This is a genomic window from Clostridium sp. JNZ X4-2 (assembly GCF_054889485.1).
This window is the reverse complement of sequence record NZ_CM142685.1, coordinates 491,154-505,385: the sequence shown is the minus strand read 5'-3', so window position 1 is coordinate 505,385 and position 14,232 is coordinate 491,154. Positions and strand designations below refer to the sequence as shown.

The 14,232-nt window shown below is 35.1% G+C and carries 12 protein-coding genes and 2 riboswitches; of the genes, 4 read left to right on the top strand and 8 right to left on the bottom strand.

What is annotated here, in order from left to right:
* Positions 1–4: 4 nt before the first annotated feature.
* Together ACYUJ6_RS02545 and ACYUJ6_RS02540 are read left to right on the top strand one after the other, a co-directional pair.
* The gene (locus ACYUJ6_RS02545) at positions 5–139 is read left to right on the top strand and encodes a cyclic lactone autoinducer peptide (RefSeq protein WP_461844314.1); all 135 of its coding nucleotides are present in this window, start codon (positions 5–7) and stop codon (positions 137–139) included.
* Positions 140–245: 106 nt separating this feature from the next.
* Complete coding sequence (locus tag ACYUJ6_RS02540) at positions 246–2,099, top strand: PAS domain-containing sensor histidine kinase (RefSeq protein ID WP_461844313.1); 1,854 nt, start codon at positions 246–248, stop codon at positions 2,097–2,099.
* A 73-nt stretch (positions 2,100–2,172) separates the two neighbouring features.
* On the opposite strand, the gene ACYUJ6_RS02535 is transcribed toward ACYUJ6_RS02540, so the two are convergent.
* Both ACYUJ6_RS02535 and ACYUJ6_RS02530 read right to left on the bottom strand, forming a co-directional pair.
* Entirely contained in the window at positions 2,173–3,531 is a 1,359-nt protein-coding gene (locus tag ACYUJ6_RS02535) for a B12-binding domain-containing radical SAM protein (RefSeq protein WP_461844312.1), read from the bottom strand.
* 191 nt (positions 3,532–3,722) lie between these two features.
* Positions 3,723–4,286, bottom strand: a complete 564-nt coding sequence (locus ACYUJ6_RS02530; protein WP_461844311.1) for a protein kinase — start codon at positions 4,284–4,286, stop codon at positions 3,723–3,725.
* A 285-nt stretch (positions 4,287–4,571) separates the two neighbouring features.
* Here ACYUJ6_RS02530 and ACYUJ6_RS02525 point away from each other — a divergent pair, with 285 nt between their 5' ends.
* Positions 4,572–6,284, top strand: coding sequence for a methyl-accepting chemotaxis protein (locus ACYUJ6_RS02525; protein ID WP_461844310.1), 1,713 nt, complete (start codon positions 4,572–4,574; stop codon positions 6,282–6,284).
* 97 nt (positions 6,285–6,381) lie between these two features.
* Positions 6,382–6,514: riboswitch (cyclic di-AMP (ydaO/yuaA leader) on the top strand.
* Between the two features lie 7 nt (positions 6,515–6,521).
* The gene (locus tag ACYUJ6_RS02520) at positions 6,522–7,289 is read left to right on the top strand and encodes a cell wall hydrolase (protein WP_461844309.1); all 768 of its coding nucleotides are present in this window, start codon (positions 6,522–6,524) and stop codon (positions 7,287–7,289) included.
* A 68-nt stretch (positions 7,290–7,357) separates the two neighbouring features.
* On the opposite strand, the gene ACYUJ6_RS02515 is transcribed toward ACYUJ6_RS02520, so the two are convergent.
* The 6 genes from ACYUJ6_RS02515 to ACYUJ6_RS02490 form a co-directional block, all read right to left on the bottom strand.
* Entirely contained in the window at positions 7,358–8,692 is a 1,335-nt protein-coding gene (locus ACYUJ6_RS02515) for an amidohydrolase family protein (RefSeq protein WP_461844308.1), read from the bottom strand.
* 79 nt (positions 8,693–8,771) lie between these two features.
* Positions 8,772–9,956 carry a pyridoxal phosphate-dependent aminotransferase gene (locus tag ACYUJ6_RS02510; protein WP_461844307.1) on the bottom strand — a complete coding sequence of 395 codons (1,185 nt, stop codon included), beginning with the start codon at positions 9,954–9,956 and terminating at the stop codon, positions 8,772–8,774.
* Between the two features lie 354 nt (positions 9,957–10,310).
* Positions 10,311–11,447 (bottom strand): DUF1648 domain-containing protein, encoded by a 1,137-nt coding sequence (locus ACYUJ6_RS02505; protein WP_461844306.1) that lies wholly within the window; start codon positions 11,445–11,447, stop codon positions 10,311–10,313.
* 22 nt (positions 11,448–11,469) lie between these two features.
* Positions 11,470–11,856 (bottom strand): GntR family transcriptional regulator, encoded by a 387-nt coding sequence (locus ACYUJ6_RS02500; protein ID WP_461844305.1) that lies wholly within the window; start codon positions 11,854–11,856, stop codon positions 11,470–11,472.
* 384 nt (positions 11,857–12,240) lie between these two features.
* Positions 12,241–13,416 carry a pyridoxal phosphate-dependent aminotransferase gene (locus tag ACYUJ6_RS02495; protein WP_461844304.1) on the bottom strand — a complete coding sequence of 392 codons (1,176 nt, stop codon included), beginning with the start codon at positions 13,414–13,416 and terminating at the stop codon, positions 12,241–12,243.
* A 148-nt stretch (positions 13,417–13,564) separates the two neighbouring features.
* A riboswitch (SAM riboswitch) is annotated at positions 13,565–13,665 on the bottom strand.
* A 46-nt stretch (positions 13,666–13,711) separates the two neighbouring features.
* Positions 13,712–14,200 (bottom strand): DegV family protein, encoded by a 489-nt coding sequence (locus tag ACYUJ6_RS02490; protein WP_461845416.1) that lies wholly within the window; start codon positions 14,198–14,200, stop codon positions 13,712–13,714.
* Positions 14,201–14,232 lie beyond the last annotated feature (32 nt).

The window sequence follows — 14,232 nt, the reverse complement described above, 5'->3', positions numbered from 1 at the left end:
TCAATTGAAGGGTAAAATATCAAAAGTATTCATCACCTTATCTGCTCTTGTATGCACACTTATGGCATTTACAATTTCAGCTTCAGCATGTAATTGGTTTTCTTATCAGCCAGAAGAACCTGAATGTCTGAGAAAGTAAGCAGAAAATTTAAACCGCCTTATAGTAAAAATTACTGATTTATAAAATTAGTAATTTTTACTTTTTAACCTGAATTTTTTATATTTATTCTGGGAGGAATTTATCCATGAAACGTATTGCAAACAACATATCTGTGATGCTGTCCATTATAAAAATAGCCATAATAGTTTTTATTGCCATTATAATCTACATTAATCTGCCAAATTACTGGGCAAACTTAAAAATAAAAGAAAATGGTGATTTTAACTTATATACTGCAGCTTTTCTCATATTAATTATAGGTTTAATATTTTTAGTTTGGATAATAATCAATACTAAACTGGAACGTTCCTCAAATGTATTTAAAAAATCCTGGCTTATGGAAACTTTATTTTTCACCCTGATTATTTCCATACCCATATATATATCCACTTCCTATGAAAGTGAATACAAATACCTGTTTTTGCTTTTGATACTGTCCTCTGTAATACAATACGGCTCCAAATACGGAATTATAACTTCACTTTTCTGCTCCTTTTTCGTACTTACAGCGGATTTACTGTATGCCCCCACTGTCAACGGCATAAATATTTATTTTCAAAGGGATCTGACACTGGTGGGAATATTCATATTCATATCCTGGGTGCTGGGATATTACGTGGACATAGAAGCTGAAAACAATAAAAGCAAGGACTCCAGGCTCAATCTGCTCAGTCATAAATTGAGGGAACAAAATGTAAAAAGAGAGGATATGGAATCCTCCCTGCTGAAAAACAAGGTATGTTTTGACATGCTTTTTGAAAACTCCATAAATTCCATCATAGTCCATGAAGGAGGTAAAATAGTATATGCAAATGAAAGTGCTGCAAGACTTTTAGGGTATGCAAACCCCCTGGAGCTGAATGATAAATTATTGTGTACATACTATTCCAGGGAATGTATAATGAATTCCAGGAAAAAATATGCCGATATTATAAATAAAAAGCTGTCCAAAATAATTACGGAAGAAAATATACTGGACTGCCGGGGCAATATCATATCTGTAAGAAATACTTCTTCATTTTTCGTCTACAACGGCAGAGCTGCAGTAATGACCTTACTACTGGATCTGGCACCTGAAAAACAGATGGAAAACTTAAAAAGCACTGCAGAAAAAAACTTAAAACTGCTGAATGAAACCAGAGAATTCAACACCCTGATAACAGACTTTTTCGTAAATATGTCCCATGAGCTGAAGACTCCCATCAATGTGATATATGTGGCTATTCAAACCATGAGCATATATTTGAATAAATGTTCTGATGAAAATATGGATAAATGCAAATTTTACTTAAGGACCATGGAGCAGAACTGCCTCAGGTTAATAAGGCTGATAAACAATCTGCTGGACATAACCAGACTGGATTCAGGTGCTATTAAAATAACCAGGCAAAATGACAATATAGTAAGTGTGGTTGAAGATATCACCCAATCCGTAGCTTCCTATATAAACAGCAAGGATATAGAACTGATATTTGACACAGATACAGAAGAAAAAATCATGGCTTTTGATCACAGCAAACTGGAGCGTATAATATTAAATCTGCTGTCCAATGCTTTTAAATATACGGACTCCAAAGGGCACATATACGTAAATGTAGAAGACAGGGACAAAACCGTATTGATTACCGTAGAAGATGACGGCAAGGGTATTCCAAAAGACAAGCTGGGGCTTATATTCGAGCGCTTTGGTCAGGCAAACCGTTCTCTTTCAAGAGATTGTGAAGGAAGCGGCATAGGACTGTATCTGGTGAAATCCCTGGTGGATCTGCATCATGGTAAAATAAGTGTTACAAGTACAGAGGGAAAAGGAAGCAAATTTTTCGTAGAGCTGCCTGCAGAACTGGTTGAGGAAAATACCGCTGAAAACAATGAATTATTCAAAACCAATGTAGAAAAAATAAACATAGAATTTTCCGACATATATTCTCTTGAAAAATAAAAAAGGGTTTACAGAAATTTAATTAACTATAAACCCTTTTGCAGAAAAATATTTTTCTGGAGACAAAAAGCTCTTAAATGGATGCTTCTTTTATTTTGTTATATATATTTCCATCCCTTTTATTTGATTTTTTCTTGAAAAAAGCTTCCCCGAATTTCACTGCAGCCCATAATCCAATTCTTCTAATCCAGGCTGCGAATCCGAAAATTTTGAACATACTAAAGGAGGATTTAAAGGTGTAGAACAATTTTGCCACTTTAAAAAATTCACTTTGCAGTTCATAGGGTGACATGTTTTTAGGCTTGAAATTTACAACCATCATATCATAATACTGCCAATCATTGTTAAATATACGATTTTCTCTTTTATATTGATTATAAACAGGTGTTTTAGGGAAAGGAGTTAAAATGGAGGGTTGAAATTGATAGGCATTTATTTTTTCACAGAATTTCTCTCCTCTTTCTATATCTTCCATGCTGTCATCATCCAAACCCAATACCAGACTTGCTATCAATTTTATTTTATATTTTGCAAGAATTGTGCCGCATTCTTCAATATCAGTAATTTTTTGTTTTTTATTTATGCTGTCCAGAGATTTTTGGTTCAGGGATTCAATTCCGATGAGTACCCTGTTCAAATGTGCATCATGAAGCAGCTGAAGCAGTTCTTCATCTTTTGCCATATCTGTTCGCCCGAAGAAAAATGTTTCTTTGAATACCAGATTATTTGAAATCATCTTCCTGAGTATCTCCTTGGCCCTATCTTTGTCTGCGGTAAAATTGTCATCTTCAAAATTTACATATTTAAAACCCTGGCTTTTATACATCTTCAATTCTTCTATGACATTTTCAGGAGTTCTCTTCCTGTAAGGATGAAACATTCTGGATGTAGTACAAAATGAGCAGCTAAAAGGACATCCCCTGGAGGTTATGACATTTGCAGCCTTGCAGGGAGTTTTTAAAATGCTGTAATCCGGAAAAGGTATCTCATCTAAATTCTCTACACATTTTGAATAAACAATTTTATCCTTAATATTTCCATTGACTACGTCCACAATTACTTTTTCCCCTTCTCCCACCACAATCTGATCTGCATGCTGCAGGGCCTCCTCGGGCACACTGGAAGCATGTATGCCTCCTATCACCACTTTTTTGTGTTTTACCTTTCTAAAGTAGTCTGCAATATGATAGGCTCTTGCGGAAGAAGAAGTCATGGTATAAATCATTATTAAATCTGCATCTTCAAATTTATCAAAATCCAGATCTGTATACATCTCCTCATATACTTCTGCATCATGCCCTGCATTTTTCAATATTCCCCCCAGTATCAAAGGTCCCACAATAGAATTGGTATGTCCATAAATTTTATCCCCAAATCTATATATGGCATTTCTCCTTATGTCTGCTGCCGGTACAATAAAAATTACTTTCATATTTACACCCTCACCTCATAATTTTATTACTTACAAGTATATTAGTATTTTTGTCTAAATATTTCAACATTAAAAAGTCTTTTTTAATCCGAAATGAACAATTTGGAGGATAAAGATCAAAAAATGATAGGTTTTCAGCTGCTGGCCGAAAATCTATCATTTATCATTTCCAATACCATACAAAGCTTAATCTATCTTGACTGCTTTTTTGTTTCCATATATTCACCCCAATCCATATCAGGCCTTTCCTCAGCCAGTACCTGCATGAACTGCTCCAGAAGTCCCATTTTTTTTAATGCCCTTAAAAAGGACTTTGGATAAGGTATATTTTCTTCATAACTTTTTCTAGGATCTATCAGCATAAGGGATCCATCCTCCTGAACAAACAAGTGGGGGAATCTGATTTCCAATTTCTTAAATCCCATCATCTTCATGGCATCAATCAAATCTACCACCTTTATAACAAATTCCCTCTTTAATCCATATTTTTTCAGATAATCCCCTACATTCATGCCGCCTACATATTCTCTTATAATATAATATCTTCCCAATTCATAGGCTTTTGGAAAATACCCGCTTTTTTCTACTGTCTTCAGTATATAAAATTCATTTCTGCAGCTTTGCGAATTGTTAAATATTTTTAACACCCTTCCATTTGGCATGAGATATACTTGTCCACTATGACCCGCCCCCAGATATCTGCAGTGCTTCAAGCTTACTGGAATTTTTCTGGAACGGATACATCGATTTTTCAAAATAACACCTCCTTTGTTTTTATGTAATACAAAAACAAAGGTCCAATCTATAATGGACAGGCTAAACCTGCTTAATACATAATATTGCAGCTATAAGATTATGTTACTTTATATTATATAATTCGACATTTTATATTTATTTGAATTAAAAAATTTTAGTAATTTGTGATAAATTTGTGATAACAGGATATTATTATTAATATTGTAAGCGTAAATTATTATTAGGGAATAGCACTTTTCCTTCATTTGCAATTACAATTGATTTGATAAGAGGAGGATAATCATATGAAATGGTTTGTAAATCTGAAAATAGGAAGAAAGCTTCTGGTGGGATTCCTGACAACATCTTTGTTCATAATTATAGTAGGTGCTGTTGGAATAGTGAGCCTGGACAAAATAAACAAAGGTTCCAGTGAATTGCATAACAATAATCTAATCACTGTAGAAAACCTGAACACCTTCGATGCCAACTCCATGAAGCTTCGTCTGGAAATAATAAATTTAGTTGAAAGCAGAGATAAAAACAATACTCAAAAAACAATTGATGCCATGAAAAAATTACAAAATCAAAACAGCAGTATAATCAATACATATGAAAATTCAAATTTAACTACAGAGGAAAATACCCAATTAACTGAATTAAACAGGCGAAGGGCTGACTGGCTCAAAATATGCAATAATATAATAAATCTCATGTCAGTTGGAAAATATGATGATGCCATGACTTTAAATAAAGAAGCTGCTTCTTACAGGGACAAGCTTACTGAAAGTGCTGAACAGCTGATTAAAATTACAAATAAAAAAGCTGAAACTCAATATGTCAATAATAACAAGATATTCAAATCTTCTTTTTACACAATAATCATCATAACAATACTTGGAATAATTGCAGCCATAGTTTTAGGCAAGAAAATCACTGATGGTATTATAAAAAGAATAAATAAAATACTTCATTTTACAGACTTGATAAGCAAGGGCGACCTGAGCCATTCCCTGAAAGCCACAAGCAAAGATGAAATAGGAGATATTGCCACAAATTCAAATCAGGCAAAAAATAATATAAAAAATCTAATCGGTGAAATAAATGTCAGTATAGAAGAAATGAGCGCCTCCAGTGAAGAACTGTCTGCATCCACTGAAGAAATATCCTCCATGATGAATTCTGTAAATGAATCCACAGGACATATTGCAGAAGGAGCTCAAAATTTAAGCAGCGTTACACAGAAAATCACCACATCTTCCCAGGAAATAGCACAAAATGTGAAAAACCTTCTGAATGATGCAGGTAAAACAACCAACACCTCTTCAGAAATAAAAGAGCGCGCCAAAAATATAAAAGAAAAAGCCTTACAAAATATAAAAGAGGGAGATTCCCTATACAATGAGAAAAGGAATAAAATTATACAAGCTATAAAGGACGGGAACGCAGTTTCACAGGTTAAGGTAATGTCGGAAACTATCGGAAGTATAGCAGAGCAGACCAACTTGCTTGCACTAAATGCAGCTATTGAATCTGCCAGGGCAGGGGAGGCAGGAAAGGGATTTTCAGTAGTGGCGGAGGAAATAAGAAAACTGGCGGAACAATCCTCCAATACCGTAGAAGGCATAAACAGGATGGTACTTTCTGTAGAAGCAGCTTTTAAAAATTTATCTTCCAGCAGCAATGAAATTCTGGATTATATATCAAATAGTGTACAGCCCAATTATAAGCTTCTCATGGAAACCGGAGTTTATTATGAAAAGGATGCTGATTTTATGAACACCATGTCAGAACACATTGATAGTTCTTCAAAACGAATGAAGGAAATGATGGTGGATATAAGTTCAGCCATTGAAAATACAGCTTCCACCGCAGAAGAATCTGCTGCCGGCTCCGAGGAAATACTAAGCAGTATTGAAGAAGTTACCAAGGCCTCCACAGGTATAGCTGATTCATCCCAAAGCCTGGCAATGCTGGCACAGAATATTGCAAAAACACTGGGTAAGTTCAAACTTTAAGGTTCCAGCTTAACAATATAGCGGGATTTATGGTTACACCTGCCATGGATCCCAGCAATTCCATATGGATATTTTCTGGAAATACTGTTAAAATGACAACCAAGACAAGCCTAAATTTCAGTGATGAAATACGGGGGATAATATTCAGGGGTGAATCTTTTTGCCAAAAAGTAGGGGTATCCCAATCCCGAACCCGTCAACTAACCTCGCAGGCAAAATTAAGGGGGATAACATAATATGAATTTCAGAAAAATCAGTACACTGTTTTTTGCAGCATCTCTTTGTACCATATCTTTTACCCAGGTTCACGCAGCAAATTACAAAGTAAAACCTGGTGATTCTCTATTTAAAATAGGTGTGTTATTTAAAAGCAGTGCAGATACACTAATACGGGATAACAATTTAAGCGGAATTGAAATATATCCAAATGAAATTTTAAATGTGACTTCAAAAACTTATAGTGTACAAGCTAATGACTCACTTTTCCTGATAGCAAAAAAATTCAATATATCTGTTGATGCATTAACTGCTGCTAATTCTAACGTGGACAAGCATATTTACCCAGGCCAGGTACTGAATATACCTGCAGGTTCTGTATTTAAAGGCATCAGTGCAGCTTCTCCTGCTATAATGCCCTACAGTGAAAGTGACCTGGATCTGCTTTCAAGGCTGGTAAATTCAGAAGCCGAAAGTGAGTCCTACAGGGCTAAAGCTGCTGTGGCTGCCGTAGTTTTAAACAGAGTCCATGACTCAAGATTTCCATCCACTATAAAAGATGTGATATACGAAAAATCAGGCGGATACTACCAGTTCACTCCAGTGAAAAACGGATGGATAAACAAGCCTGCTACCCAGGAATCAAGAAATGCGGCCTATGATGCACTTCACGGCTGCGATCCCACAAAAGGTGCACTTTACTATTTTGATGACAGTACCACAAACAAATGGCTGTGGTCAAAACCAATTGCTTTAAGAGACGGAAAAATGGTATTTACCTATTATTAAGAAAACAAGCTGGACAAGCTAAGGGTCTGACCCCCTGACATTTTCTGTCAGAGGATCAGACCCTTATTTTAAATATCCTTTATAAATTTTTCCACTTCAGGTATAATGCAGTCTCGGGTATTTTCTATAATATTTCCTCTTTTCACTACCATAGCTGGATTTTCAAGGTAATTCAAATTTTCAGCGGGATTGCCCTCCAGGACAATAAAATCTGCAAATTTTCCAGGTTCCAATGTGCCCACTTCACTGTCAATTCCCAGAATTTCAGAATTTGATTTAGTGGCAAAAGATATGGCCTGTGCATTTGAAACTCCAGCATATTTTACTTGAAGGTGCAATTCCCTCCAAGTGCCGTAGTGGGTTACAAAAGGCATGGCTGCATCAGTACCGAGGCCAACTCTTATTCCTTCTTTAACGGCTGTTTTAAATCCTTCCGTCATTTCATCCCTTATAATTCTGCCATTGGTAAGCTGCACATTATCCAATTTAGTGTATTCCGTGCTGATTTCCGACACATAAACTGCAGCTGCAAAGGTAGGTATGAGAGCACTGTATCCTCTCAAGGATTTAGGATTGTGTTTAAAAAGCTGTATTATTTCATCATCCATGGAAGCGCCGTGTTCTATAGTATCAACCCCTGCTCTGAGAGCTTCTTTAAGTCCTCTGGTGCTCTGACAGTGGCTTGCTACAAGTAAGCCTGCCCTATGAGCCTCATCACATATGGCTGCAATTTCATCATAGGTCATCTGCACCCTTCCTGCTTCTCCTATTTTCTTGGAATCGGTAACTCCTCCCGTGCTGGCTATTTTTATCAAATCTGTTCCATTATAAATATGAGTTCTTACTTTTTTTCTTCCTTCCCAGGGTGAATCACTGGCCTCAGACACAAATTTATATCCATGCCCGCCTGTTATGCATATCATGGGACCTGCACAAAGCATATCCGGTCCAATTTCCCTGGAACTTTTTATTTCATCCCTTACTTCCAGGTCATAGTAAAAAGGATCTCCAACACTTCTAAAAGTAGTCACTCCTGCATGAAGTGCATCCATGGCATTTTTTTTCATTCCCTGTTTAAGAAGGTGTTTTCCAAGAGCTGATTTCATAAATTCCAAATTTTCATCCGGAGTTCTCTTCACCCCCTCCTCTGCAAAAGGATTTCCGTTTCCAAAAAGGTGGGCATGAGCATTTATAAGCCCCGGAAGTACATATTTGCCTTTCAGGTCAACTATCCTGCAATTTTCAGGTATGCTCACCTCATCTTTATTTCCCAGGCATTTTATTTTGCCGTTTTCATCTGAATTTTCCACTAATATAACGCCATTTTTTATCAATTCATTTTCAAACTTACCATCTATTATATTGCAATTTATAAAAGCACAAATCTGATCCTGTTTACTCACAATAATTATCTCCTTTTTTTGGATAGGGGTCAGACCCCCTGACATTTATTGTCAGGGGGTCTGACCCCTTAACAATTTTTTACAAGTACTCTTTAGCCAATTTATCGAAACTATCCAGGGATTTTTTTATTTTGTCATATGAAATACAGTAGGAAAGCCTGAAATAGCCTGGACACTTGAAAGAAGAGCCTGGAACTATAAGCAGATTGAATTTCTTTGCTTCTTTTGCAAATAGAGCATCATCCGGTATCAGTGATTTAGGAAACAGATAAAATGCCCCTTCAGGTTTAACACAGGAAAATCCTATTTCAACAAGGTGATTATATAGAAGATCCCTGTTTTTCCTGTATATATTTACGTTCACTTCCGAATCCAGACATTTTGCAATTACCCTTTGAAACAGTGAAGGTGCATTTACAAATCCCAAAATTCTATTTGCCACATTTAAAGACTGCATTATGTCGTTGAAATCATCTGCATCACCATTACATACTACATATCCTATTCTCTCTCCGGGAAGAGAAAGTGATTTGCTGTAAGAATATCCAACAAATGAATTTCTATAGTAATTCAATATATAAGGCACTTTTACCCCATCATATGCTATTTCCCTGTAGGGTTCGTCAGAAATCAGATATATGCTGGTGCCTAATTGCTGTTGTTTTCTGTTTAAAACTTCAGACAAGTCTTTAATAAGCTTTTCTGAATAAACCACTCCTGTGGGATTATTGGGTGAATTTATTATTACAGCTTTAGTATTGGAATTTATTTCGTCCTCCAGCTTATTTAGATCAGGTTCAAAGGTTTCCGTATCTGAAGGCACAATTACAAGTTTTCCGTCAAAATTTTTTACATAGTTCTCATATTCGCCGAAAAACGGTGAAAAGGTAATAACCTCATCTCCTGGATTTAAAAGGGTTTTTAAAATAATATTCAATCCGCCTGCTGCACCACAGGTCATTATCAAATTATTTTCAGTTAATTTCAAATTGTATTTTTTGTTGATATGTTCTGCAATTTCAGCCCTCACATCTTCATAACCAGAATTGTTCATATATCCATGGACCAGATTAGGAGGCTCCTCACTTAATATTTCAGCTACAGCTTTTTTTATGGATTCGGGTGGTTTTACATTGGGATTGCCAAGACTAAAATCAAATACATTTTCCTCCCCATAAATCGAAGACAGCCTCTTCCCTTCCTCAAACATGGCCCTTATTACAGAACTCTTAGACACATATTCTTTCATTTTATCAGATATCACAGAATTTCCCCCCTTATATTTAAAGTTCAAATAACAAAGTTCAGATGTTAAAGCCCAAATATCACAGCTGATATTTGAAGCTATAAAAATATTTTAACACAAGAATTTGCGATGTACAATTGACAGTTGGCAGCTCAAATACACAGGCTGCAATTAACAGTTCATAATTGACATCTATACTCAACTCTCAATGCACAATTCACAGTTAACAATGGACAAGCTACGGATTAATCAAAATTAGGAGCTTATAGTCATGAATTAATAGTTTTGGTTGATTTTCAGATGCTGCCGGAAACTTTCATTTACAATTTATTATTCACTATAAACTCCTAGATAAACTTCAGCTCACAATTCTCAGCTTTGAGCAAAAACCGCAATACCTATAATTACCATTGTAAATACAATAATACCTATATATATTGCCATTCCCGCTGGCCTTCCCGCATTTACTGTCCAGCCTACACCAAATCTCTTTTCTACAAATATGGAGGGATCCTCAGGATTATAATATATAGTGTTTGCCAGTTTCCAGAAATCATCATCATCTTTATTTGTAAACCCAGATTCCTCTCTTTGAAAACTGTCCTTCTCCATTTTTATATTGCTGCCTCCCTGTCCGATTCTTATGGACAATACTAAAGTAATTAAAATTGTAAAAATTACAAAAACTATCATTACAATATTAAAAAATGTGGTAGACATTTTAACTATTCTAAATATCTGAATGGTTCCCATAGTAAAGATAACATTTATTATCACAGCAAAAATCACCATGTATATTGACCATATTCTTCTGAACCTTCTGTCCTTTTTTACAGAAATTTCAGGGTTTGAAATTTCTATCTGCTGTTTTGACCAACCTATTGTCTTGTATATTATAAAAAACACTGCAGTAGATGCCATTTGAATAAGAGGCATTTCCCAGATCAAAAATTTTGATTTAATCTGATAGCCATTCACATTTCCTGATAAATCCCAGTGAGTGGATACTTTATGGGGTAAAGGTGCATAATTTACATATCCTAAAATTATATTTATCACAATTATAAATATAGGAATCAAGAAGAACCAAGCTGATATCAAAGTTTTACCTTTATCTCTGGAGTAATCAGTGTCTATTACTAACGCCTGCTTTTTATCTTTAAACCATGAGTACTGTAGTTTAAGATTTTTAACAGCTCTATTGGATATCATATATATTAAAAAATTCACAAAAACAAAGGTAAAAACAGTAAATAAAATCATACCTACATTTAAAAATTCATAATTTAATAAACTAAATAATAATATAAATGGAATTCCTATTACTAAATTATTTCTTATAAACTGTCTTTTTATCTGTCTTATTTCAACACTATTTATTTTATCTTCAGGTATTCTGGAACCAAATACAATTTCCTTTCTAGTAAAATTCGGCGTCAATATATTAATTACAAGCACTATTAAAAATATTAGAAATAAATATATACATAAAAATAAATTTTCCTTCATAACTATCTCACCTACTTTATATTTATTTATTTGATAAATCATATTTTTCATATATATTAGAACATAATTTCAAAATGTCTTCTAATTTATTATGTCTTAAATAAGCTTCTGCCAGTAAGTAAGTAAATTCATTCACCAGTTTTTCATTAAATTTTTCACTATTTTCAGGATAGTTTTCATTTATAACAGCTCCTGTCCTTCTGTCTATATTCAAGTAACCATCAGACTTTAATATATTATAGGTTTTATTTACAGTATGCAAGTTTATCCCTATATCCTCTGCCATTTGCCTTACGGAAGGAAGACTTTCTCCCGGTTTTAGATTTCCATCTGCCATTCCCTCTATAATGCTCCTTTTAAGCTGTTCATATATAGGTGTTTCCGAATCAAAATCTATTTTAATTATCATAACTGCCCTCCTATTCTATTTGTTATATATAATATATAACAAATAGAATAATATTGCAACGATCTTTAATATATTATTTTAAAGTCAGCTTATCAATGTACCATCAAGTAACAGATATTTTAAAAAATAAGCTTAAAGAAAAAAGACAATTAGGAACCTGTCCCCGGATTGTCTTTAAACTTGTATTTTAAACTCTGAATTGCGAATCGTGCATTGTGATTGTACACTGTCAATTGTGCATCGTGAATTGTGAATTATGCATTGTACATTGTGCATTGCGAATTGTGAATTATGCATTGTAAATTATGCATTGTAAATTGTGCATCGTGCATTGTGAATTGTGCATTGTGCATTGTCAATTGTCAATTGTACATTATAAGCAGCCTATCCCTCTTTATAAAATTCAGCCTTTTCCCTGAGTGTTTTCAGTTTTTCAATAGACCTTAAAAGGGTGTCATCTTTTTTTGCAAAATGCAGTCTTATTAAATAATTTATGTCCTCCTTAAAGAAGCTTGAACCGGGGACTGCCCCTATTCCCACATCTTTTGCAAGCCACTCACAGAACTTCAAATCATCTTTTACATTAAACTCTGAAACATCTATGAGAACATAATAGGCTCCCTGGGGTTTGACATATTTAAGTCCTGCCTCCCTTAATCCCTGAAGAAACAAGTCCCTCTTTTCAGTATACAGATTTTTCAGCCAATCATAGTATTCCATGGGTAATTTAAGTCCTGCTACAACTGCTTCCTGAAGCGGTGCCGCCGCCCCCACCGTAAGAAAATCATGTACTTTCCTTACATTTTCTATGACTCTCTCATCACCTATGACATAACCTATCCGCCATCCGGTTATAGAATAAGTCTTGGAAAAAGAGCTGCAGCTTAAAGTCCTGTTGAACATGCCTGGAAGTGAAGCAAAATAAACATGTTTATATGGATCCATTACAATATGCTCATATACTTCGTCAGTTATTACAAAGGAATCATATTTTTCTGCCAGGCCGGCTATGAATTTCAATTCCCCATAGGTAAACACCTTCCCCGATGGGTTGGATGGATTACACAGTATAAGGGCCTTTGGCCTTTGCTTAAATGCATTTTCAAGCTCCTCCCTGTTAAAAGAAAAATTCGGCGGGTAAAGTGGTACATATATAGGTTGTGCTCCGCTTAATATTGCATCTGCCGCATAATTTTCATAAAAAGGAGAAAATACTATTACCTTGTCTCCGGGATTGCATACAGTCATAACAGAGGCCATCATTGCTTCCGTGCTTCCACAGGTAACTGCAATCTGAGTTTCTGGATCTATATCAAGTCCCATAAATTTAGATTGTTTTTCCGCAAGGGCCTCTCTCAGGTTTTGTGCACCCCAGGTAATTGCATATTGATGAGGTCCCTTGTCCGCTGCTATTTTAAGTGCTTCTCTTATTTCTTTAGGCGGATCAAAGTCCGGAAAACCCTGGGATAAATTGATTGCTCCATATTTATTTGATATTCTGGTCATTCTTCTTATAACTGAGTCCGTGAAATTAACTAGTTTTTTACTTAATTCAGGCATACAAACGCATCCTTCCTTTCAATTGATTCCACAATAAAAATAAAGTGATTCTTGGATTCAGGCGGAGCTTGAGCATAGGAATGAAATAAATATCCGTAAACAAATAAAAGTCCGAGGAAACACCTCAGACTTAAAATTACAAAATACATTCTCATCTTTCAGCTCCCGCTGCAGGATTTGGCACCACTGTACAATGTACTGGTTGCCGGGTTTCAAAGGGCCTGTTCCCTCCACCTCTCTTGATAAGTTCAAGATTTATATTTATTGTTTTATTAATTATAACTATTTACATTTGTTAAGTCAATGGCCATGATTTTTCTTTATAACATATTCCCACGGTTCCGGGTCCGGAATAAACTCCTACTATAGGGCTTATCTGTCCTATCATATATGCATTTTCCACATTGTGTAATTTGGAAATTCTATTATAAACATTTTCTGCATCTTCCTGCGCATTGCCATGAACTATATATACATCACAGGGAGATTTGCCCAAAAACTGCCTGCCTATATCTATCATTTTACTTAAGGATTTTTTTCTGCCCCTTACCTTGTCACGGGTAAAACATATCCCTTGATTATCATCAAAATATACTATGGGTTTTATATCCAATACTTCACCTATGGTTCCGGATATTCTTCCTATACGTCCTCCCTTTCTGGCATATTCCAGTGTTCCAAAAACAAAAAGGAAATGCATTTTACTTTTTATTTTTGGTATATAATCTGCAATTTCACTAAAGCTCCTACCCTGTTCAATGAGATTTCCGCATTCCTTTAAAATAATTCCCCACAGTTTTGCAGCAACTTTTTACT